Here is a 22,464-nt window from a genome sequence, read left to right on the forward strand (position 1 = left end):
TTATTTTGTACGGTGTTTTGAAATGTAATCAGCCATTACACTAATCGATTCAAATATAGCTTTACCTTCTTTTGGATCTTTTAGCTTAATTCCATAGTCTTTTTCTAATAATACAATTAGCTCAAGAGCATCAATAGAATCTAATCCTAAACCATCACCAAAAAGAGGATCATCATCTCCTATTTCGCTTACTTCTACATCTTCAAGACTTAATTGCTCTATTAATTTTTCTTTTAGCTCTTCTCTTAATTCAGCCATAACTATTGCTTATATAATTTATTTAATTCTTCTTTTGTTAGCTCTTTTTTACCTTTTTTTGAAAGAAAAGCCAAAAATACGTCATATTTATCATTATCCAAATCTACCCAACCACAAATAACGTCACTTGCCTTTCCTGTATTCATTAAAATTTTAGAATATGAAGTTATAAAATCAGCGTCAAAACTATCTGTTACAAAAAAAGCATTTTCACTTTTCATTTTATTCTTAATACTGATTTCTCCCATAATAATATTGGGCAATGTATATACAAAAATAGCAGGAGAAGGATAAAAATCTTCTCTATTTTGAATACTTAATTGATGTTTTCTATCCGTATCAAGACTAGAAGCCCTATTTGATAAAACTAAAGCGGTATCCTGATCTACTTCTTCTTTCTCATTTAATAAAACCTCTGAAGCTAAAAAACCAAGCTTACATAATTCGTCCATTTTGTGAAACTTCGGATATTTTAACTCTAGAAATTTATAAACCCCTTTTGCAAAATCCTTTAAACTTGTAGATTCTAAATCGGTATATAACTCGCGCCCATTTTTGAATACTTTTTTATCTCTAATCAAACAAAAATCTGATATGTAATACTTTTCTTCTATCACAGCACTTCCTTTTCAATAATCAATGCAACATTACAACCACCAAAACCAGAAGCTGTTTTCAAAACTTTATTCAGTTCTCTCTTTTCATTTTTAGCAAGCACGTTTATCGGTTGAGAAACACCTAACTCTTCATAACCTAAAGAAGCGAATAATTCATTATTAATCAAACAATGTTTAGCTATAATACTCTCTATCAAAGCAGAAGCACCTAATGTATGTCCATAGTACCCCTTTAAGCTATTTAATGGTACCTTTTGCAACCCAGCTCTATTAAATGCAATAGCTTCCATTTCATCATTATATGGAGTCGCTGTACCATGTGCGGTAATATGATCTATTTGACCACTGTCTAAATTAGCTTCTTTTAAAGCTTTACTAATGCTTATAAATAATCCTTCACCAGTTCTTGAAGGTCCAGAAATATGATTAGCATCATTAGCAGAAGCCTCTCCGGTAATACTAATTACGGTATCCGTATTGTTTTCTTTGTTAGCACTAAGCCAGGCGCAGGCTGCAGCTTCTCCCAAACTAATACCCGTTCTATTTTTACAAAATGGTTTACACGGTGCAGAACTTACCGCTTGAAAAGAAAAGAAACCAGAAAGTGTAAACTCCGAGAGTAAATCACCTCCTATTACAACTACATCTTCAAAAAGTCCTGATTGAATCATTCTCTTACCAACAGCCAAAGCTAATCCTCCAGAAATACAAGCATTGGATAAAACTTTAGGCGTATGATCCAACTTAAAATACTCCTGAATCGTTCTCGAAATGCTACTTAAATATGCCTTTTCATCTTTATCTCTTCGCAGATTATTAATATTTCCTTTAGTTGTAGAAATTACAATTCCACTTTTAGTAATATTTAATCCAGGATTCTCTTTTAGCAGTTTAGAAACAGATAATAACATCATTTTTTCCAACTTTGTATAGCTAGAGTTTCCTGATATTACACTCCAAGCTTTAGAAAGCTTTTCATTATTAATTACGGCGCCATAAAATGCGTCAGACCATATCAAATCATCCTCAACTTTCTGAATGCCAGTACGATTATTACGGAGATTTACTATATTTTCTTCTGTAGAAAAACCCAGTGGCGAAACTATATTATCAGCAACTATGTAGACTTTTTTCATAACAAACCTACTTTACGTTTCCAATCAAGAAAAAATTCCGGAATACTTAAAGACATATTTCCATCCAGATCTAAAAATACTTGCGTAGTTTCTCCAACACAAACCAAATCTTTATTCTGGTTATACACATTGTACCTAAAAATCATTTTTGCAGCTGGGCTATCTACATATATAGTCTCTACGGTAGCAATATCCCCATACTTTAATGGTAACTTATGATCGCAATTGGAATTAACAATCGGAGTAACATAATTATTATCCTTTACATGTAAATACGAAATACCATGAGTTCTACCGAAAGCTTCTCTACCTTCTTCAAAATAGGTAATATAAATACCATGCCAAACAATGCTAAGAGGATCACAGTCATTAAACCTGACTCTTACCTCGTGAACATATTTAATATCGGTTACAACTTCTTTAGACCGCTTTTTTCTTTTCATAATATAGTATAGCGATTACGATAGTACTAATAAAAAACCCAATAAGCAAACCTATTTCGGGAAGAATATCTATCAGACTACCTTTTCTTAAAAAACAATCATAAAAAGCTTCTAATCCCCAATTCATCGGAGATATTTTGGCTATAATCTGCATCGTATCTGGCATTGCAAACACAGGAACCCATACTCCACCAATCGCCGCAAGTAATACAACCAAAACAGCACCAAATGGTGCTGCCTGTTCGTGTGAGTTAAATACCGTACCCAACAACACTCCTAATCCTATTGCCGCCAATCCAGAAGATAGCGCTACCACGTATAGTAAACCTAGATTATTCCCTAAATCCAAAACCGGAAGACCTAATTTAGGAAACACATAAAGCCCTAATAACAAAACTAATGTAAATTGCAAAAGACTAACCAATAAAAACAGAAATGCCTTTCCTCCAATAATAGTTGCGTAATTAATCGGTGTTGTTTGCAATCGAACAAATGTTCCTTGTCCTTTTTCATGAACAAGGTTTAATGATAAAGGTAAAATCATGAAAAATATTGCGAACAAGGTCCAAGCTGGGATATTATGTTGAACAGAATTTGGAATAATCAACTCTCCGGATAAAGATGGATTTATCTGATCATATTTAACAAAAGTATCTCTATTAAAAGACTTAAGACTTTTTGACTCTCCTAATTCTTTTTCAAAAGCTTCGTAAATTGATTTAGTTTCTATACTCGCCACCAACTTATCAACCGCAAATATCACAGAACTTCTAAAGGTTTCTTGAGTAATAGGATCGAAATAAAGCTTTACGACTTTATTATCCGGTAACGTTTCTGTAACGTCAGCTGTTTTCAAAGAATCTACAGAACCTTCGAACTCTTCGAGTATTTTAGAAATATTTTTATCTATTTGGTTTTGGAGTTCTTTACTTAACCCCTCTGGTATCACAACAGCTAACTGATAATCTCCAGAAGCTACCAAAAGTCTTGCTTTTTCTTCTGTTAATGATATATTATCTATCTTAGAAACAGGTTCCAAAAATTCTATTTCAGAAAAACTCTTTTGGATTTCAGCCGATAACTTCCCATTATCTTTATCAACCAGTAGTATTTCTATTGAACTACTGGATACAGATTTAAATGTCGCATCTTGAATTAATGTAACAGTAACTACTAAAACAATCGGCATTAAGAACAGAATAATTAATCCTCCAGGATCTCTTAGGAGCAACAAAAATTCTTTTTTTATGGATGCTAAAAATCTATGCATAGTCACGAAGTTCTCTACCTGTAAGTTCTATAAATACATCTTCTAAGTTCCTAGCCTCCTTAGTATTCTTAATCAATTTAGACGGTGTATCTTCTGCAATAATTTTTCCTGAATCAATAATCCCAACCATAGAACACAAATCTTGTGCTTCTCTTAAATGATGGGACGTATAAATTATAGTTGTTCCTGACTGATTGAGTTCTATAAGTTTAGTAGTAATCGCTTGTTTAGATTGAACATCTACTCCAACGGTAGGTTCATCTAAAAACAACAACATCGGGTTATGTAGTATCCCTGCAATCAGATTCACCCTTCTTTTCATACCTCCTGAAAACGTTTTAATTTTTTTATCCGCAAAAGGCAACAACCCTAATTGATCTAAATGAGATTTGATTATTGGTGTAAGTTCGGATTTTTTTATTCCAAACATACTTCCAAAATAAAACAAATTCTCCTTAGCAGTTAACTTGGGATATAATGCATATTCTTGAGGTACAACCCCTATGGATTTTTGAATATCTTTTGCGTGTGTTTTAAAACTATTTCCAGAAATTAGCACTTCTCCTGAAGTGGGTTTAATCAATCCACATAAAATGGATATTAATGTAGTTTTTCCTGCTCCATTAGGTCCAAGAAGTCCATATACTTCTCCGGATTTTATTTGTAAGTTCACCTTATCTAATGAAAGAAATGCAGCTCCTTTATATTGTTTAGAGATATTTTTTATGTCAATAAGAGGAGTTTTATCCATTCGCAGTTATTTAATTGCTTTCTTAAGATCCAAAAAGAATGCTCTTTCAGCTAATGCAATAGCATCTAGTTTATCAGCAATTTTATTATAAGCATCCGTTTCTCTACTTCTATTTTTATAAAGTCTAGAAGCATCAATTGCAAAATCTCTCCATTGATCTCCTATTACCGTCATTTCTTTAGATAATTCAGCTAAACGAGGGTTTTCCATAATCACCGATGCTTCCTGTAAAAAAGCAGCAAAAATAAATCGAAAACCTCCACCTCCAGTTCCTATTTCTTCTTGCATTCGGACCAATTGACCCAAGTAATGATTTGTCTTTTTTATACCAATTTTATCCGGCCATTTTCGAATTCTTTTGGCCACAAACCTAATTCCTCTAAATCCAACAATAGGAACTGGTGCTAACATATGTCTATATGCTTGTTTTATTCCTTTAGTAATTGCTTTTTTAAGATCTATATCGTTTGGTAATTCTGTCGGATAATAAATATGTCCATTTGGTGCAAAAGGACCTTTAGCGAAACGTACTTTTTCTAATTCCTTAGAAGATAATGTAGTTACTTCCTGCATTACAGGATCACTAATAAGGTAATTATCTCCATCCTTACCATACACCACTAAATTGTGTGCATTAAAGTGAAAACGATATTCATCAGGGAAATAAGTCAAATTATACACTCCAACCTGTAGTCCTACCGGATTATTTTTTGATAATTCTGCATCTAATGTCTGCTGAGCTTTCTCCTTTGACTTAAATTTATGCCTTTTTATCTTAAATCCTAATCTTTTACTTACTCTAGAGAAAATAAAGCCCGGAACAGGTCTAAAACTAAACATTGGAGCGAAATTCACCTTGATAAAAGGTATATATATAAAGAAGACTCCTGAAGCAATTCCAAATACCATCGGTTCACTTACCTTAAGCCCATTATAATTTAACAAGTTAGAAACCACTCCATTTTCGCAATGGGCAGATTGATTGTGTTCAAAGTTTATTTTCAAATCTTAGGATTTTTAAGTTCTTCTAAAGATATTTCGAAAGCTTCTGCATATTTACTTAATGTCTTTTCATTTAGCTTTCTAAATGTTTTGGCCTTAAGGTGTCTTTTTACTTTCCACTGCCACAACCCTACATATCCAGATAAAACGACAACGTCCATTCGCTGTAATTCCATATAATACGCAATAGGGCTAAGCTCTCCACTTTTTATTTTTTTGATTGTATCTTGAAGTTGCTCTTCTATCAATTCTAATGATTCGTTTAATGCAATTGTCTTTGCATCCCAACCAGAACTAAGGGCTTTTCCGTATTTACCATCCTTATCGACAGCATACACAACCTCTTTTATATTTGCTTTAGAAAGGCTACTTTCATCCTGAGGTACGTCTTCTTTCTTCATACTATCAATAAATTAAAATTTAAAAGTTTCCAGAACTAAGAATCTACTATAATAGTTTTCATCTCTGAAGAGGCTATTAAATTCCCTTCCGGGTCATTAACCTCGATCTGAACAAGCGAAACTTGCATAATTTCTGCTACAATTTCTACTGTAGTTATAAGCTCAGTGCCAATTTTTGGTAATGAATTAATGGTGGCATGTTTTATAGAGCCTATAAAACCTGTTTTAGGTTTATCATCTTTCCCTCTATTTATATATCCTCTATAACCTCTATGCAAGGCAATACTTTGTGCCATATTTTCTATAAGCCCACCTTCTGTTAGATAATCTCCTGAGGTTAATATATTATCAGATGTAACTTTTAATCCTGAAATAACCTTTTCAGTATCAAAGTATAATAACTTATCAATCATAACAAAAGGATCCTTTTGTGGAATCAACTTTTTTATAAAATCAGTATCTGTAATATTTTCTTCTAGTTGATTACTCATTAGCAAACAGTAAATAAAATATGAAAATACGAAAAACGTCCACTCTCTGGAACCATTGCAACTACCTTATCTCCCTTTTTTAACTTTCCAGAGTTTTTCAATTCATTTATCATTAAATAAATAGATGCAGAACCAACATTTCCAACCTTTTCTAGATTCGTAAACCATTTACTCTTAGGAATTGAAATTCCTTGATTTATCATTTCATTACTTAACCTTTCTTCAAAATAAAATGAAGAAATATGAGGTAAGAAGTAATCTATCTCTTCCTCATTTAGATTGTTTTTCTCAAAAGCATCTTTCATACTAGAAACTGCTTTTGGAACAACATGTTTATCTAAGATTTTTACATCTTGTTTTAACGAAAAAACAGATTCTGACAACCACTCTGCCGGCTCATATTCGCTCCAAGGCTTAAGGCTTCCATCCTCATTTTTATCTCCTCCAGCATACATACAAGCCTCTAATTCATGCGCAAATGAATAAGCTTGCATCCAATCAATTCGCAAAGAATTTTCTCCTCTTGGTTTATCTTCCAATAAAAAAGCTCCTCCTCCATCAGATAACATCCATCTAAGAAAGTCTTTTTTAAATCCAATAATTGGTTGTTCCTCTAAAGATTTTAAATTCTCTACTTCTTTATCAAATTTTCTAGATTGCATCCAAGTAGAAACTCTTTCTGTTCCTGTACAAATAGCATTTTTAGTACTATCAGATTTAACAGACAGAAAACCATACTTTAGCGCACTCATTCCAGAACAACATACACCTGAAGCTGTATTTAATTCAATACTATCCTGAGTATCTAACAATCCATGAACCATCGATGCGTGAGAAGGCAACAAATTATCCGGAGTAGAAGTTCCACAAGAAAGCAACTCTATTTCCTTTTCTGAAAAATCAGAATCGCATAGATTTTTGATCGTTTCTCTTGTAAGTTGAGCATTATTATGAGTAATGTTTCCATGACTATCTACAGCATAATACCGTTCTTTAATCCCATTATTTCTCAAAACAATTCTTCTAGCTCTCGAAGGCTGATCATCAATCATCCCTAGTCTCTTTTCCATTTCATCATTCGAGACTGGCTCATTCGGCAAGAAGTGCCCTGTTTTTGTTATGTAAACGTTTTTCATAAATAATGATTACTTATCGTAATCTTGTTGATTGATAATATTTAATATCTTTTTTTATGCGTGCATAAAAAGGTACATAAGTCAACAAAAATATAATAAAAACTATAGGTACAAAAACCCAAATAGCAAATTGTAGATAATACTCAAAAAAGTTTAACCACTTTGCTCTCCTTTTTTGTGATTTAAGTCCCACTTTATATATATGTGCTGACCACTTACTAAAGATATGATTTCCAGATTTATCTGACCTAATTAAGAAAGGTTTTATTCGAACTGCTCCATCTTTAACCAACTCTTCCTGTAATTGTTCATAATTTTCTTTAAAAAGATATTTTTTTATAATTGCCCCAAACTTTCCGGCACCGTTAATATCTTCTTCTGAAACTCCAGGTTTTGGGAAAATCCCTAAATATTTAGTTTTCTCACCTCCCATCATCCAATGAACAATCGTAATAACACTAATATGATTCCAATGCCTATCTACAAAAGCAATATTACCAACTAATTGTGCTTTACAATCCACCAATAACTTCTTAACTTTTTCCTGAGTTAAGATCCACATGTTTCTGGAACCATTTACGGTAATAACAGAAGCATCTTTCAACAATACTTTAGCGTCATCACTTTTCAAAAAAGAATTAATAGGAATCGAGGGTGAAAGATACCAAACTGTATAGCCCAGTATAATCAGATCATATTTTTTTTTCTTTATTTCTTCCGGAATAGGAATATTAGGGCTTGGGATTTGTAAATAGGATTCTGGAAAAGCTTGTATAAAGTCTTTTTTATTCCAAGGAAATTGATAAGGCTCTTCCGGTTTTATTTGATATATTGTTAAATCACATTCTTCATCAATCATCAACGGCTCTACCAGATTCGTTAATATCTCACCTAATTGACCACTTTGACTATAATACAAAACAAGTACATTCTTCATACATTAGGTTTTAAGATCATCCCAATAGTCGTAGTAATTAAACCATTGCAAGGGATATTTATTAACCATAATCTCAGTATTTCTAACATACTCTTTTAAAACATGGCTAGGTTTGATAGATTGCTCTGTAAATTCTGGTTCACGAGCGTACAAATTATATTGTTTTTTAGCTCCTTTCATTATATACATAAAAAGAATAGGCTTCTTTTTTCTCGCAGCTAACTTATACGGACCTGATGGAAACTTTACTGACTTACCAAAAAACTCATGTTCCAGAAATTGAATCCCTTCTACATATCTATCTGCAGCAAAAATTATCACCTCACCATTTGCTAGAACATCATTCATCTGAAAGATATGAGACATATCCTCCTTAATTACAATAAATTTCATACTAGTATCGTTAGACACAGCTCCAACATACTCCTTGATTTGTTCATTTTCTTGATCGGTAACCATTAGATTGACACCGGTATTAGTCATATCAAAATCATCAAAAAAATAACGTGCTATATTAAAACTTCCTACGTGAGCACTGAAGATAATTCCACCCTCACCTTTACTTAAGAGTGCTTGCATTTTTTCCCGACCATCGTGGGTGAAAGTGAATTTATTTTTTAGCCCAAAAGATATAGCTGTCCTATCGATAAGTGTTTGACCAAAAACTATATAATTTTTATACACACTGACAAAAGACTTAAAGCGAGATTGCTTTAGTCTTTTATTATAGAAATAATAACTAGCTTTTGTAGTTGAATAAGAAAATATAACATAATACGCTGCTACAAATATTAGAATTGAGTAAGCAGCATTTAATCCTAAATTCTTTATAAAGAAAATGAATATTTTATATCCTAAAGGCGTTCCTTTAGCTTTACCTTCCCATTGGGCCATTACTTCTTCTAAATATTGACTTTACGTTCTATCAAATCATAAAAATCTTGAAAACTTTCTACTCCAACAAAATCATCACCAACCAATTTCACTCCAAAAGTGGCTTCAATAGCTACAACAAGATCTACGTAATCTAAACTATCTAAATCTAATGTTTCTTTAAGGTTTGCTTCGGGAGCAATTTCATCCGCTTCTACCTCGAATTCTTCTATCAAAAAGTCATCAACTTTTTCAACAATTACACTTGTTTCCATCATCTTTCTTGTAATTTTTTTCTATTCTAAATCTTTTTTATGACGATTGCAGAATTTGTGCCCCCAAACCCAAATGAATTCGACAAAAATACATCAATTTTTTTATCTACAGTTTCTTTTACCAAATTTAACTTTGACGAATCTTCATCAGGAGACTCAAGGTTAATATTAGGCGCTATAAATGAATTGTTTAACATTATTAAAGAATAAACAATCTCACTTGCACCTGCCATCCAACACTCATGCCCAGTCATTGATTTTGTAGAACTCACGTAAGGTCTTGATTCTCCAAAAACTTCATTAATCGCCTTTGCCTCATTTGCATCTCCTATAGGAGTAGATGTAGCATGCGCATTAACATAATCAACATCTTCAGGTTTTACATTCGCCTGATCCACTGCTCGTTTCATAGCTCTAGCAGGTCCCTCTTGGTTTGGCGTAGAAATATGATCTCCATTAGATGAAAAACCATAACCTACAACTTCTCCCAAAATAGTCGCCCCTCTTTTAACCGCACTTTCATAAGACTCCATAAACAAGGCAGCACCACCGCCACTAGGCACTAATCCATCTCTTCCGCTATCAAAGGGTCTCGATGCTTTTGTTGGGTTTTCTTCATTCACAGAAAAAACTCCTAATCCATCAAAACTACCAAAGGCGTAATCATTAATTTCTTGAGCACCTCCACACAACACATAATCCTGAAGCCCTTGCTTAATCAACAAATATCCCATTCCAACCGAGTGTGATCCACTTGCGCAAGCAGCACTTATTGTAAAATTAACACCTTTCAGTTTAAAAACAGTTGAAAGATTCATTGTTACCGTAGAGTTCATAGACTTAAAAACACCTCCGGAACCTACTAAAGTAGTATCTTTCTTAATTCTTATCTTATCGATTGCTTGCATTACCGACTCTGCAGTGCTATCATTTCCAAATAGCACGCCTATTTCTTCATTGTCTAAGAACTCTTGATCTACACCTGCTTGATCAAATGCCTGTTTCGTAGCTATATAAGCATACTCAGACTCAGAACCAAAACTTACTCTTTGCCTTCTACTTAGCTCCTTTTTTAAATTAGGTTTAGGAACGGTTCCTGTCAAAGCTGATCTATAACCAAACTCTTTTCGAGATGGTTCATAAACAATGCCAGACTTCCCTTGGTATAATGATTCTTTTACTTCTTCTACATTAGAACCAATACAAGAATATATTCCCATTCCAGTAATAACTACTCTACGCATACTAATTTCTTATGAATAAATTCCTCCATTAATATTCACAACTTCTCCAGTTATATATGAAGCTTTTTTGGAGGCTAAAAAAGACACTAAATCAGCGACCTCTTCTGCTTCCCCAAAACGATTCACCGGAATCATACGCTTCAATTCTTTTTCATCCATCTCCGCTGTCATATCCGTTTTTATAAAACCTGGTGCAACTGCGTTTACCGTAATTTTCCTTTTTGCTACTTCTTGAGCCAACGCTTTTGTAGCGGCTACCAAAGCTCCCTTTGCAGCAGAATAATTAGCTTGCCCAGGTGTTCCTTTTACTCCAGAAACAGATACAACATTTACAATACGACCATACCTATTAGTTAACATCTTTTGAATCAAGTGATTGGTTACATTATAAAAACCATTCAAACTAATATTAAGAACATCATGCCAATCTTCTGGTTTCATCCACATAAATAATCCATCTCTTGTAATTCCCGCATTATTGATAATAATTTCAACAGTAGCATCTGGATTTTCAGCCATCCAATTATCTAAAACTTTATGTGTATCCTCCCTATCAGCTACATTAAATTTTAATAATGTACACTGCCCTCCTTCATCTTCAATAATTTTTTTAGTTTCATTAGCAGCTGTATCATTAGACTGATAATTAATTAAAACAGGGTACTCCAAATCTTTAGCTAACTTAACAGCAATTGCTCTTCCTATTCCTCTGGATCCACCAGTTACAAGGGCGTATTTCATTTACATCTTTTTTTTAAGATCAAATAATTATTGAACAATGTTTAAAACAACAATTATTCCAAATTAAGATTTAATTAACAATATTAAAAGATTCCTTACAACTTTAACAATCGTCTAATGTTGTAAGGAATACAAAATATTTATTTAACGTTAACAAAAGGCTCTGCATTATCAAACCATGTATCACCTAAAAGCTTCCCGTCTGGAGTTAAAAATCCCCACTTTTTTTCATACTTTACACGAGCTAAACCATCCACAAATCCTTTCTCTGCCGCTCTACCTGACAAAAACCCAAAACTACCTGCGGTTATACCATATTTAGCTTCTATAACTAATTCTCCTTTCAAATTTACAAATCCCCAATCTTCAATTTTGACAGGAGCCATTCCATTATTATCGAAATAATCAACATCTGCATATTTGTAATCAATAACCACTTTACCATTAGTATCAATAAAGCCCCATTTGTTACCGTCAAAAACACCTGCGTATCCATTTTTAAAAGGTTTCGCTTTCACAAACTGCGGCTCTATAACCCATTTGCCTTCTTTATCAACAAAACCTATTTTCTCATCCTTTCTTGCAATAGTATAGGTTCCGCCTGTTCTAAAATCCCATATTTTAGTAGCCCCATCAACTTTATTAAAACTGTTGGAAGATGCTATTCCAAAAACTTCTTCTCCTTTTTCAGCTCTAGCTACTCCATTCACATAATTACCTATAGATGTATATTCTGGTTTAATTACTATAGCTCCTTTATTATCTATAATACCCCACTGACCAGATTGGTTTGCAAATCTGGCATAACCATTCTGAAATCCTTTGATAGTCTTATATTGTGGTTTTACAATGACTTCTCCCTTTGGATTCATTAATCCAACCATCTTGCCTTCTCTAACAAAAGCAACTCCTTCTTTAAAAGGATATATTTTTTCGGCATTAGAGTACGTCAACTCTTTACCTTCTTTATCAATGTATTGCCATTTCTTATTTTTCAATACCATAGCAACTCCATTATTAAAATCCTTTGCCTTATCAAATTGGGCTTCTAACAACCATTTCCCATCTGGGTTGATGTATCCCCATTTTTTACCCTCCAAAACCAATGCAACTCCATCAGCAAAACTATTTGCTTTCTTGAATTGAGGTTGGATAACAAACTCGGCTTTTTTATTAATGTACCCAAACTTTCCATCCTTCCTAGCTTTTGCTAGTTGTTGAGAAAACAAGGTTTGTAAACCAAATACTAATGCTAGTGTAATTAAAAGTGCTTTTTTCATCATATCTATATTTAAGGTTTATTTTTAGTACAAATAAAAAAGCATAGGTTAACATGCTTTCTTATATTAATAAATAAATTAAATCTTAATCAAATAATCTAATAGGCATCATTTTCTTTAAGGTAGTCTTTAACCTCCTGAACAAATGGATAAGTAACATAATCCTTCGTAAACGGAGGAACAATTTTTTTAATATCCTTAACTAACTTTTGAGTTCTACTAGATAACTTATCTCCAAAATCAAGATATTCTAACGCCTGAACTATTGTCATTAACTCAATAGCTAACACCTCGAATGTATTCTCTATCACTGTTTTGGTCATATTCGCTGCATTGGTTCCCATACTAACAATATCTTGATTATCATTATTATTAGGAATACTGTGCACATACATTGGGTTGGAAAGAGTCTGGTTTTCTGCAGTTGTAGAAACCGCTGTAAACTGTATCCCTTGCATCCCAAAATTAAATCCTAGTTTACCTAAATTAGCAAATGGCGGTAGTATATCATTTAGCTTAGAGTTCAACAGATAATTTAACTGACGCTCTGCAAGCATTGATAATTTAGTGACAACAAGTTTTAGCTTATCCATCTCTAAAGAAACATAATCTCCATGAAAATTACCTCCGTGATATACATGCTTAGTTTCTACATCTATTATTGGATTGTCATTCGCTGAATTTAATTCTTCAATCAAAATCCTACCCACATGTTTAATCGTATCACAAACAGGCCCTAAAATTTGCGGAACACAACGTAAAGAATAATATTCCTGAACTTTTTCCTTGAAATAAGTATCTCCGTTTTGACCAGAATACAAATGCTTTGTTCTATCTCTTGTTAACTTACTATCTGATAAATGTTCACGCATTTTACGCGCAATATTCTGTTGTCCTAAATGTAATTTACTGTGATTCAATTCTTCAGAAAGGTGATCATCATACGCTTCAACAATCTCATTTATAGCTGAAGAACAAGCTATAGACCAATCTAGCAATTTTTGAGCATTAATAACATTAACGATACCGATTCCAGTCATCGCCGACGTACCATTCATTAAAGCTAATCCTTCTCGAATCTTTACCTCAATTGGTTTAAGTCCTAATTCTTTAAAAACTTCTGCAGTTTCTCTTCTTTCTCCTTTATAAAAAACTTCTCCTTCACCAATTAGTACCAATGCTAAATGCGCTAATTGAACTAAATCACCACTTGCACCCACTCCTCCATGTTCGAAAATCAATGGTGTTACATCATGATTTATCAAATCTTTCAAGCCATTAATAACTGTTGTATTAACTCCTGATTTCCCTAAAGACAAGGTGTTTAATCTCGCTAACATTAATGCTTTCACATAATCAGGCTCCATTGCTTTACCCGTTCCAGATGAGTGGCTTCTAATTAAATTGAATTGCAATTCAATCCTATCTTTATCATCTATTTTATATTGGGCCATTGGGCCAAATCCGGTATTTACACCGTAGATTACTTTGTTTTCAGAAAATTTCTCCAGAAATTTAAAGCTATCATCAACTCTATTGATTATAGAATCATCTATCGTTAGCTCTTCTTGATTAAAAATAACACTTAGGAAATCTTTAATTTCCAACCTTTCTTTTAGTATTAGCATTCGCGAATTAGTAAGTTTTTTCCAATATTTGTAAAAAAATTCAAGTTTACTCTCTATTTTTACAGAGGGCAAATGTAATGTATTTAAAGTACCTTTGAAAATTATGAAAAAAGAAAATGTAGATGTGCTAGTAATCGGTGCCGGTCCTTCTGGTAGCGTTAGCGCGGCTTATCTTAACAAACATGGAATTAACGTTAAGGTGGTTGAAAAAACAAAATTCCCTCGATTTCAGGTAGGAGAAAGTCTGATTCCTAGATGTATGGATAATTTTGAAGAAGCTGGTCTTCTAGATTGCCTTATGAAACAAGGGTATGAGAAAAAATATGGTGCTAGATTTATTAAGGATGGAGTCACTGGGAGTTTCGATTTTAGTAAAAAGTATGGAGATGGTTGGGATTGGACTTGGCAAGTTCCAAGAGATCATTTTGACAAAACTCTGATCGATGAAGCAATTCGACAAGGAGTAAGTGTAGATTTTGAAACTGAAGTAACTAATGTAGAATTTAACGGAACAGATTCGTTAACCACAGTAAAACACAAAGACGGTTCTGAAAGTCAGATAGAAGCAAAATTCATTATAGATTCTAGTGGTTTTGGACGTGTTGTTGCAAGACAACTTGGCCTTGAAGCTCCCTCTAAATTAGCAGAACACGGATCCATTTTCACACAAGTAAAAGACATCAAAAGACCTGAGGGAATAGAAGGTACAACTATTACATTTGAAATTATCGAAACTGAAGTATGGTTTTGGTATATCCCTTTTTCTAATGGTAATACCAGTATTGGATTTGTTGGACCGATGGAATGGATTAATAAATTCGAAGGAAATAAAACAGAAGTTTTACAAGAAATGATGAAAACTTCTCCTTATTACTATGAGCAGTTTAAAGACGTTCCTTATTTGTTCGAACCTTATAAAGTAGAAAATATTGCAAAAAATGTAACGAAATTATTTGGTAATGGCTTCGTCTTAACTGGTAATAGTGCAGAGTTTCTTGACCCTGTATTTTCATCAGGGGTATCTTTTGCAACAGAAACAGGTCTTTTATCTGCTAAATTAGCTATCAAACAACTGAACAATGAAGAAGTTGATTGGCAAACTGATTTTGTAGATTATATGAGACAAGGAGTTGATGTATTTACAACTTATGTAAAAGAATGGTACACAGGAAATTTGCAAAAAATTATTTTTCATGATAAACCAAATGAAGATTTTAAAGAACAAATCTGCGCAGTGCTTGCTGGTTATGTTTGGGATAAAACAAACCCATTTGTTAAAAAGCATAATCACATTGTAAGAAATGTAGCGAAGCTTGTAGAAATGGAAGAAAATATGTCAGAATAGTTTTTCTGACAACAATAATAAAAAAGGAGGCAATTGCCTCCTTTTTTATTATGTACCTATATTATTAATCCTTAGCAGTTATTATTTAGCCAAAGAAACTTTTAGCAACAAGTTATTCTTTTTACCATCATAAGCTTCAAAAATCATGTCTTGATTAGGTAAAATCGCAGCTTTGTACACTTCTAAATTATCTAAACGTGAATTTCTAATGTCACTACCTGTAAGAATAGGTTCTTTAATAACTTCTCCAGTAGCATCATCAATAGTGTATGATGTTAGATAAAGAAACTCTTTTTTACCATCAAAATACCTCGTTGGGTACTCATCAAAAGATCTTTTAAGATTGGTAAAATCATCTATATAGAATAAATAATGTTTACCTAGGTTTTTAAAATTAATATAAGACATACTCTTTTTACCTCTAGCTCCTGTTTGATACTTAGGCAATCTATGAAACCATTTCACATCACCTTCAGAAGAAATTTTAGAAGCAATTACATCTCTGTAATAATATTTATATGTTGTTCTAGAACCAGAAGAACTTGATGTAGTAAATGATTCAACATATCGTTGTTCTCCCAAAATCACAAAACTGGCATCATCGTTATAAACAACATTATTCACCTTTAAACTTTCAAAATCAAGCTTATCTTTTTCATCCTGGGTACCTTCATTAATCCTTGTCTCTCTTTTTAAAGCATAGTCCTGAACAATAGTTGTAGGAATGTCACTTTTAATAACAGAAGAAACAACTCCAGAGACATCTAACTTTGCAGAAAACAAGCCAGTAGCTTCTACCTTATTATCATTTTTAGCATAAAAACCTGAAACACTCATTTTGCCTTGCTTGTCTAGACCAATCACAGCATTCATTATAGATCTTCCAGGTAATTCTATTTTGCTTTTAATGATTTCTTTAGGGTCTTCCTTTATTTTAAAGACTTCAGTTCTATAAGAATACTCTAATTTATTTTTTTCTTCAACATTAGAACTAAAAACAGAAGCTGTCATATAGAAACTCCCTTCATTATCAATAGCAAAATCCTCATTTTCCAACCACTTATTGGCATAAGGTAATTTTACTTTTCGACTCCAAATAAGCTTCAAACTAGAATCATATACACTAATTCCTATTTTATCAGCTTTATCATTTGCTGTTTTAACTCTAAACAACACTAATAATTTAGTTCCATCAAATGATTTCTTAAAAACAAACTTGTTAATTCTTCCTCCAGCATCAAAACCATAGGTACTTTTAAAACCTACATCATTATTAATATTTTCTTTATCACTCCCTACCAAAATTGGTTTCTCTGCTATAATACCTGTAAGAGATATTTTTTGAGCATAAGCTTTATCTTTAATAGTATAGAAAGCCACAGCCTTCCCATTAAGATCCATAACGGTCTGAAAATCTCCTTTATCCTCTATAACCTGTCTTTTCTTTACTTCTTCTTTTAAATCTTCTAAAGAAAAGCGTTGAATTGTCATATCCTTTCTTCCTTTTTTAATAGCAACCATTCTATTTCCTGAAGCCACATAATAAGAATTAGCACTTTTAATTCTTTTATACTTCTCTCCTATTTTAAAATCAAAATCCTTAGAAAGAACAGGTTTTTGAGCATAAGAATACCCGCATAGAAAAATTGTTAAAAATAATAGGTGTTTCATATTAAGTACTGAAAGGGTTTTGTCTAAATTCATAACATCTAACATTAGGTCAAGTATCACAAATATATGATTCTTGATTGAAACTACTGTTTTTGGAAATTTTTAAACTAAAATTAGATGTTTCAGAAAAATATTTCAGCCAAAGAAAACTGATTTTCAACTTTTTAAAAAAGCGTCATTAATAAATTAAAAATAATGCAAAAAAAATGTTGCATTGTAGATTCATAAAAGCTACATTTGCATCCGCATTTGAAATATTAATGTGTAGTTCTTAATCAATTTTGATTCCGGAGAGGTGCCAGAGTGGTAATGGAGCAGATTGCTAATCTGTCAACGCGTAAGTGTTGCCAGGGTTCGAATCCCTGTCTCTCCGCAATAACTTTTGAGTATTATTTTTCAAAATTCGGGGTGTAGCGTAGCCCGGTTATCGCGCCGCGTTTGGGACGCGGAGGTCGCAGGTTCGAATCCTGCCACCCCGACAATTTGAAAAATATACAATTTATCCGGTCGCGTAGCTCAGCTGGATAGAGCATCTGCCTTCTAAGCAGACGGTCACAGGTTCGAATCCTGTCGCGATCACAAGAAGCCTTACTTTTTTAAAGTAAGGCTTTTTTGTTTTCTAGATACTATCCTATCATCAATATTGGCATACTAGTTGATATTTCCCGATTGTAATTATTAATTATATGACGTAATACATCGATAATTTTAAAAAATAAATATCTTTGCTAACGTTAAAAAAAACCCAATTATGAAAAAACTATTATTTGCAGCCATTATTATGGCAACTACTGTTGTTTTTGCTCAAAAAAGAAAAGATCAAGAAGGAAGTGTCAAAAACCTAAAAGGAATTACTGAGTACAACCTTGTCTTTGATTATGAAAATATTAAAGTCCATAAATTCGATACTGAAGAAGAGTTTCTAAAGGATAAAATGGAAAAAAGAGAAAAGAAACATCCGGGAGAAGGAAGAGGTGAAAAATTTAAGAACTCTTGGTTTGCAGATAGAGAAGAAAGATATGAACCAAAGTTTATCGAATCTTTTAACAAACGTTTTGATGAAGGGGCTGTAAAAGTTGGTAAAGACCTTGCTAATGCTACACACACTATGAAAGTTAAAACTACTTGGATATATCCTGGATATAATGTTGGTGTTTCTAGACAGCCTGCTAAAATTAATGCTACGATTACAGTTTATGAAACTGCTAATCCAGACAAGATATTATATTCTACTAATTACATAAAAGTTCCAGGAGGAGGAGCATTTGGAAATGATTATAATACTGGTTACAGAATTTCTGAAGGATATGCAAAACTTTCTAAAGAACTTGCAAAATATATTAAGAAAAAGGCCAAATAATCCTTTTTAACTTTTGGAATAGAAAAAGCGGTAATAGTATTACCGCTTTTTTTATGATTCTTAATATTTTAGATTCCATATTAGGTCTAAATTACTTCTACTTTTTGAGTAATTTATAAAGTTGTGTAGACGAATTACCATATAATTTCAGAAAATATATCCCAGTTTCTTTTTCTGATAAATCAAGGTCTATTCTTTCTTGTTTTTGACTAATCATATTATCTTCTATTGTTTTTCCTGATATATCTATTATTCTATATCCAATATATTTATGATTTCTTGATAATACAACTTGCCCAATATCTGATATAGGATTGGGATATATGTAAGCATCTAAAGTACTATCATCGACACGTTGTAATTGATTATTACAAGATCCAACTATGAAATCATGTTTAGAACCTGCCGTATTATTTTCTCCTCCGGTTGGCAAGCTATAGGTATAATAAAAATAAATTTGATCTCCAGAATTTGCATTAATCTGAAATGGAATATTTGGAGTTACAATATATCCCGGATATGGACCAGAAGTAGAGGTACCGTAATAAAGAATACAGATATTTTCTCCAATTCCAGTAATTTCCGGAACAAAAGTTACCGTTGGGTCTGTAGTATCTGAGGAGATTTCATAACTATATTGACCATTCACTGCTAATCCTACACAATTAGTAGTATTGGTATCTTCTGAAGCTCTAAACTCTATAAAATTAAGATTTAAACCATTGGAATCAAAAACAATTCTTAACTCATGATTTCCGCTATTTATCGGAATTCCGGTTACAGAAATTGTTTCGTACTGTTGCCAATTTCCAGTATTAGGTACAGATATCACTTCCGTAATGACAACTCCATCCAGCTCTAAATGAAATTTGCCATTGCCATTAGGGGAGGCTACACGGAAGTCGATATCATAACTATTATTAGAATCCGTAGCGTTTATATCAAAAGCTAACCACTCATTAGCATCAATCCAACCAACATTATATACTCCACCAATAACATCTCCAGTGTTTTCTATATCTACATTATCCTGTCTGTAAGCACCTCCAGTATTTCCTGTACTTAAATCATGATAACCAACCCCTTCTCCACCTTCTTTATAATCTTCGGCTTCTATGATTCCGGGAATTGTAAAACTATTATTAGGAGGTGTAACAATTTCATTTCCATCAGTTGTTATCAATGTATTGGCCGGCACCATAAATGAATCTACCTCAACACCATCTTTATAAACGATACATGTTTGATCTGTATTTTTAGAATTATAAACTACATACATTACGGTTCCTTCTTTTTGAAACACACTACTCATTGGTAAACTCAATCTATAGTTCGATTGTCTTAATCCAAGATTTTGAGAATTATGAGCATAGTAATATGTTAATGCACTTTCATTAGAATTATGAACAACATTATACTCTTGAGATCCCACGGCACTATTCCAAAAATCATCAAAATTGCTGGTCACTCCTTCTGGATCAAAAAATAGCTTAAAACCCCAAGAAACATTCATCCAATCACCACTTAGACCTCCTAAATCGACTTCCATATTATTTATTATTGGATCAACAATAGCATTTACTTCATTTGTGGTCAAAAATTCATTCCAAAAACCATATGCCGGAGTAATTGGCAACCATTGTATTCCATGAATATAAGTATCTTGTGCTCCAAAAAAAGTTCCATAAACATATCTATTCATTTCTAAGATCCCTACAATCGGTTTATCATATCCTATTTCTTCAAATACTCCACTCTCATTATACCAATAATCTGCTATCGCTCTTCCTTCCATTACATAACCATACGCAGCGGCATCTCTCATATCAATGTTTTCAGTTATTTCACCAGTCATAAACATTCCTGCCCAGGATTGCATTGCTTCTGAAGTAGATTCTTGATTATTCCCAATAGCATTTCCTAAACCATTGGCGAAAGAATGTCCCATCCAAGGACTAAAAGTTCTCATATATGGGAAATCTTCATCATTTCTATCCCAATTTGCATAGGTCTTTATAACCTTTGTAAGCATTGGCCAATACTCATCCATTGCTCCAGGTTCTGCCATTTCTAATAATGCACCAGCATGGGCTAGATATCCATAATGAAAATGATGATCTGTAAAAAAACCTGAGAAAAACTCCTCATTAAATCCTACTAATGCTTTCCAAGCAGGATAATATGCATAATAAAAAGAGGTCTCTCCAGGTGTATAAGTAAGCCAATCATAAGTTCTTTCCTTTGCAAAACTTAATAGATCCTGATAATCCGGATGTCCTATTTCTTTTGCGATGAGAACATACTTAATTAATTGGACTAAATATTTTCCTCCCCAATAAGTGCCGTTTGCAAAGTTATCTCGATCTAAACGAGCATTATAATCATCCACCATTTCTATCAATTTTGCTCTTTCATAAGGATTTATATCAGAGTTTTTAGTTATTGGTTCATTAAAATGAGGTAAAAGATTTGCATTAAATTCGTAGTCAAAAGAGAAGGTAGTTCCTTCAGCTATTTTTAACGTTCCTCTTGGGGTAGCCTTATATTCTCTATTGTTGAGAAAAGAAAAGTTATTCGTGTTTCCTCGATAATGATGAGGAATAAATCCCTGTAAAACGTTAGGTTGATCACCAATGATATTTGTTTTTTCTATCTGATAAGTAACATTTACTAAACCATTATCTGGTTGGTAATCATACAAAGCTTTCGTATCTGTCGGTTTTGTAAAAGCATAATCATGTAAAAAATTTAAATCTGATATTTCTGTTAATGCTGAAAATACTATGTATTTACCTTCACTATTTATTAATTCTAGATCCCCATCTACTCCGTCTTTTGGTATAATGTTAGTGTTTTCTGTAAGATGAATTCCATATAAATTACCATCATATTCTATAATAAAGCGATCTACAGTAGCAGGAAAACTAAGTATATCACCATTGGCATCGTAATAAGTTCTAACTCCTGTATGAATAGATTGTATAATCGCATCAAATCCATTCGGTTTTGTCCAAACAAAAGGCATTCCTTGAGCTAATGTAACATCAATAGTTTGATTACTACTTTGATGCTGTACCTCTAAATCTACATGCCAATCTGACCAATTCGCGGCTATTGTTTTATTAGCTGTAAAGCCATCTCCTGTTAGCGTCACTAGATAATCAACACTAATCCCAACACTCTCATCTCCTCCCCAATCTTTTGCTGTTCTGTGACCTATTTGATAACCATCTGCATTAGCTCTAGACAATAAAGGATACGTCCATAGGTTTCCGCCATTACGAGAACCATCTGCATTTTCATTATACAAAACACTTGTCCACCAATCATTTGTAGGTATTGGTTTTCCTGTCATATTAGAACCAACATCTAAAGTAGGGTTTAACGCTACACTTTGAAATGTTCCTTGTGTAGGATCATTGCCAATATATTCATGTGAGGGAGGATATTCTGCATAGGAACCACTTCCAACAGAAATTACATTTTGTGACCAGGTAGACACACTAAAAATTAATATAAATAGTAATATACTTGTTACTTTTCTAAACATTATGGTTTTTTTCATGAGTACGATATTTATTTGAGTTTTCAATACATCTTATAGA

General features: G+C 32.9%; 21 protein-coding genes and 3 tRNA genes. 5 read left to right on the plus strand and 19 right to left on the minus strand.

The annotated features are described in order from the left end of the window. The 17 genes from J8L88_RS16015 to hutH form a co-directional block, all read right to left on the minus strand. Positions 1–258 (minus strand): phosphopantetheine-binding protein, encoded by a 258-nt coding sequence (locus J8L88_RS16015; RefSeq protein ID WP_027392746.1) that lies wholly within the window; start codon positions 256–258, stop codon positions 1–3. A 2-nt stretch (positions 259–260) separates the two neighbouring features. Beyond that, positions 261–875 carry a hypothetical protein gene (locus J8L88_RS16020; protein ID WP_371813676.1) on the minus strand — a complete coding sequence of 205 codons (615 nt, stop codon included), beginning with the start codon at positions 873–875 and terminating at the stop codon, positions 261–263. Continuing rightward, on the minus strand, positions 872–2,011 hold the full coding sequence (locus tag J8L88_RS16025) for a beta-ketoacyl synthase N-terminal-like domain-containing protein (protein ID WP_211061258.1): 1,140 nt from the start codon (positions 2,009–2,011) through the stop codon (positions 872–874). Before J8L88_RS16025 ends, J8L88_RS16020 begins: the two co-directional genes overlap by 4 nt. Then, positions 2,008–2,454 carry a thioesterase family protein gene (locus J8L88_RS16030; RefSeq protein ID WP_027392749.1) on the minus strand — a complete coding sequence of 149 codons (447 nt, stop codon included), beginning with the start codon at positions 2,452–2,454 and terminating at the stop codon, positions 2,008–2,010. Before J8L88_RS16030 ends, J8L88_RS16025 begins: the two co-directional genes overlap by 4 nt. Further along, on the minus strand, positions 2,432–3,724 hold the full coding sequence (locus tag J8L88_RS16035) for an ABC transporter permease (protein ID WP_211061259.1): 1,293 nt from the start codon (positions 3,722–3,724) through the stop codon (positions 2,432–2,434). Before J8L88_RS16035 ends, J8L88_RS16030 begins: the two co-directional genes overlap by 23 nt. Next, entirely contained in the window at positions 3,717–4,475 is a 759-nt protein-coding gene (locus J8L88_RS16040) for an ABC transporter ATP-binding protein (protein WP_118386506.1), read from the minus strand. Before J8L88_RS16040 ends, J8L88_RS16035 begins: the two co-directional genes overlap by 8 nt. A 6-nt stretch (positions 4,476–4,481) precedes the next feature. Beyond that, positions 4,482–5,480 (minus strand): BtrH N-terminal domain-containing protein, encoded by a 999-nt coding sequence (locus J8L88_RS16045; RefSeq protein ID WP_027392752.1) that lies wholly within the window; start codon positions 5,478–5,480, stop codon positions 4,482–4,484. Then, positions 5,477–5,878 carry a hypothetical protein gene (locus J8L88_RS16050; RefSeq protein ID WP_027392753.1) on the minus strand — a complete coding sequence of 134 codons (402 nt, stop codon included), beginning with the start codon at positions 5,876–5,878 and terminating at the stop codon, positions 5,477–5,479. The genes J8L88_RS16045 and J8L88_RS16050 overlap by 4 nt, the downstream gene beginning before the upstream one ends. Before the next feature lie 35 nt (positions 5,879–5,913). Further along, positions 5,914–6,369, minus strand: a complete 456-nt coding sequence (locus J8L88_RS16055) for a hypothetical protein (protein ID WP_035085073.1) — start codon at positions 6,367–6,369, stop codon at positions 5,914–5,916. Next, positions 6,369–7,505 (minus strand): beta-ketoacyl-ACP synthase III, encoded by a 1,137-nt coding sequence (locus tag J8L88_RS16060; RefSeq protein WP_027392755.1) that lies wholly within the window; start codon positions 7,503–7,505, stop codon positions 6,369–6,371. The genes J8L88_RS16055 and J8L88_RS16060 overlap by 1 nt, the downstream gene beginning before the upstream one ends. A gap of 13 nt (positions 7,506–7,518) precedes the next feature. Next, positions 7,519–8,442, minus strand: coding sequence for a flavodoxin (locus J8L88_RS16065; protein WP_211061260.1), 924 nt, complete (start codon positions 8,440–8,442; stop codon positions 7,519–7,521). Between the two features lie 3 nt (positions 8,443–8,445). Continuing rightward, positions 8,446–9,336: a lipid A biosynthesis acyltransferase gene (locus J8L88_RS16070; RefSeq protein WP_027392757.1), complete on the minus strand. Its 891-nt coding sequence runs from the start codon at positions 9,334–9,336 to the stop codon at positions 8,446–8,448. Between the two features lie 8 nt (positions 9,337–9,344). Then, positions 9,345–9,590, minus strand: a complete 246-nt coding sequence (locus J8L88_RS16075) for a phosphopantetheine-binding protein (RefSeq protein WP_027392758.1) — start codon at positions 9,588–9,590, stop codon at positions 9,345–9,347. A gap of 26 nt (positions 9,591–9,616) precedes the next feature. After that, the gene (locus J8L88_RS16080; protein WP_027392759.1) at positions 9,617–10,834 is read right to left on the minus strand and encodes a beta-ketoacyl synthase; all 1,218 of its coding nucleotides are present in this window, start codon (positions 10,832–10,834) and stop codon (positions 9,617–9,619) included. Between the two features lie 9 nt (positions 10,835–10,843). After that, on the minus strand, positions 10,844–11,575 hold the full coding sequence (fabG, locus tag J8L88_RS16085; RefSeq protein ID WP_027392760.1) for a 3-oxoacyl-ACP reductase FabG: 732 nt from the start codon (positions 11,573–11,575) through the stop codon (positions 10,844–10,846). Between the two features lie 140 nt (positions 11,576–11,715). After that, positions 11,716–12,855: a WG repeat-containing protein gene (locus J8L88_RS16090; RefSeq protein WP_158594391.1), complete on the minus strand. Its 1,140-nt coding sequence runs from the start codon at positions 12,853–12,855 to the stop codon at positions 11,716–11,718. Positions 12,856–12,953: 98 nt separating this feature from the next. Then, a complete protein-coding gene (gene hutH / locus J8L88_RS16095; RefSeq protein WP_118386511.1) occupies positions 12,954–14,483 on the minus strand; it encodes a histidine ammonia-lyase in 1,530 nt (509 codons plus the stop codon). 103 nt (positions 14,484–14,586) lie between these two features. Here hutH and J8L88_RS16100 point away from each other — a divergent pair, with 103 nt between their 5' ends. Beyond that, a complete protein-coding gene (locus tag J8L88_RS16100; RefSeq protein WP_027392763.1) occupies positions 14,587–15,828 on the plus strand; it encodes an NAD(P)/FAD-dependent oxidoreductase in 1,242 nt (413 codons plus the stop codon). A gap of 81 nt (positions 15,829–15,909) precedes the next feature. On the opposite strand, the gene J8L88_RS16105 is transcribed toward J8L88_RS16100, so the two are convergent. Next, positions 15,910–17,532, minus strand: coding sequence for a hypothetical protein (locus J8L88_RS16105; RefSeq protein ID WP_211061261.1), 1,623 nt, complete (start codon positions 17,530–17,532; stop codon positions 15,910–15,912). A gap of 256 nt (positions 17,533–17,788) precedes the next feature. Between J8L88_RS16105 and J8L88_RS16110 the strand changes: the two genes are divergently transcribed. The 4 genes from J8L88_RS16110 (at position 17,789) to J8L88_RS16125 (ending at position 18,859) form a co-directional block, all read left to right on the plus strand. Beyond that, positions 17,789–17,872 (plus strand) — tRNA-Ser (locus J8L88_RS16110). A gap of 31 nt (positions 17,873–17,903) precedes the next feature. After that, positions 17,904–17,978 (plus strand) — tRNA-Pro (locus J8L88_RS16115). Between the two features lie 26 nt (positions 17,979–18,004). Beyond that, a tRNA-Arg gene (locus J8L88_RS16120) sits at positions 18,005–18,078 on the plus strand. 172 nt (positions 18,079–18,250) lie between these two features. Continuing rightward, positions 18,251–18,859, plus strand: a complete 609-nt coding sequence (locus J8L88_RS16125; protein WP_211061262.1) for a hypothetical protein — start codon at positions 18,251–18,253, stop codon at positions 18,857–18,859. A gap of 97 nt (positions 18,860–18,956) precedes the next feature. Here the strand turns inward: J8L88_RS16125 and J8L88_RS16130 are convergent, their stop codons facing one another. After that, positions 18,957–22,424 (minus strand): glycosyl hydrolase, encoded by a 3,468-nt coding sequence (locus J8L88_RS16130; RefSeq protein WP_211061263.1) that lies wholly within the window; start codon positions 22,422–22,424, stop codon positions 18,957–18,959. Between the last annotated feature and the right edge of the window lie 40 nt (positions 22,425–22,464).

Source organism: Aquimarina sp. MMG015 (genome assembly GCF_018100855.1).
In the GTDB taxonomy this organism is placed as follows: Bacteria; Bacteroidota; Bacteroidia; order Flavobacteriales; family Flavobacteriaceae; genus Aquimarina; species Aquimarina latercula.

Excerpts from the sequence above, each read along its gene's own strand:
- J8L88_RS16090 (WP_158594391.1), bottom strand. The coding sequence starts at position 12,855 with ATGAAAAAAGCACTTTTAATTACACTAGCATTAGTATTTGGTTTACAA.
- fabG (WP_027392760.1), bottom strand. The coding sequence starts at position 11,575 with ATGAAATACGCCCTTGTAACTGGTGGATCCAGAGGAATAGGAAGAGCA.
- J8L88_RS16035 (WP_211061259.1), bottom strand. The coding sequence starts at position 3,724 with ATGCATAGATTTTTAGCATCCATAAAAAAAGAATTTTTGTTGCTCCTA.
- J8L88_RS16125 (WP_211061262.1), top strand. The coding sequence starts at position 18,251 with ATGAAAAAACTATTATTTGCAGCCATTATTATGGCAACTACTGTTGTT.
- J8L88_RS16040 (WP_118386506.1), bottom strand. The coding sequence starts at position 4,475 with ATGGATAAAACTCCTCTTATTGACATAAAAAATATCTCTAAACAATAT.
- J8L88_RS16105 (WP_211061261.1), bottom strand. The coding sequence starts at position 17,532 with ATGAATTTAGACAAAACCCTTTCAGTACTTAATATGAAACACCTATTA.
- J8L88_RS16080 (WP_027392759.1), bottom strand. The coding sequence starts at position 10,834 with ATGCGTAGAGTAGTTATTACTGGAATGGGAATATATTCTTGTATTGGT.
- J8L88_RS16100 (WP_027392763.1), top strand. The coding sequence starts at position 14,587 with ATGAAAAAAGAAAATGTAGATGTGCTAGTAATCGGTGCCGGTCCTTCT.
- J8L88_RS16015 (WP_027392746.1), bottom strand. The coding sequence starts at position 258 with ATGGCTGAATTAAGAGAAGAGCTAAAAGAAAAATTAATAGAGCAATTA.
- hutH (WP_118386511.1), bottom strand. The coding sequence starts at position 14,483 with ATGCTAATACTAAAAGAAAGGTTGGAAATTAAAGATTTCCTAAGTGTT.
- J8L88_RS16130 (WP_211061263.1), bottom strand. The coding sequence starts at position 22,424 with ATGAAAAAAACCATAATGTTTAGAAAAGTAACAAGTATATTACTATTT.
- J8L88_RS16025 (WP_211061258.1), bottom strand. The coding sequence starts at position 2,011 with ATGAAAAAAGTCTACATAGTTGCTGATAATATAGTTTCGCCACTGGGT.
- J8L88_RS16070 (WP_027392757.1), bottom strand. The coding sequence starts at position 9,336 with ATGGCCCAATGGGAAGGTAAAGCTAAAGGAACGCCTTTAGGATATAAA.
- J8L88_RS16030 (WP_027392749.1), bottom strand. The coding sequence starts at position 2,454 with ATGAAAAGAAAAAAGCGGTCTAAAGAAGTTGTAACCGATATTAAATAT.
- J8L88_RS16060 (WP_027392755.1), bottom strand. The coding sequence starts at position 7,505 with ATGAAAAACGTTTACATAACAAAAACAGGGCACTTCTTGCCGAATGAG.
- J8L88_RS16065 (WP_211061260.1), bottom strand. The coding sequence starts at position 8,442 with ATGAAGAATGTACTTGTTTTGTATTATAGTCAAAGTGGTCAATTAGGT.
- J8L88_RS16055 (WP_035085073.1), bottom strand. The coding sequence starts at position 6,369 with ATGAGTAATCAACTAGAAGAAAATATTACAGATACTGATTTTATAAAA.
- J8L88_RS16075 (WP_027392758.1), bottom strand. The coding sequence starts at position 9,590 with ATGGAAACAAGTGTAATTGTTGAAAAAGTTGATGACTTTTTGATAGAA.
- J8L88_RS16050 (WP_027392753.1), bottom strand. The coding sequence starts at position 5,878 with ATGAAGAAAGAAGACGTACCTCAGGATGAAAGTAGCCTTTCTAAAGCA.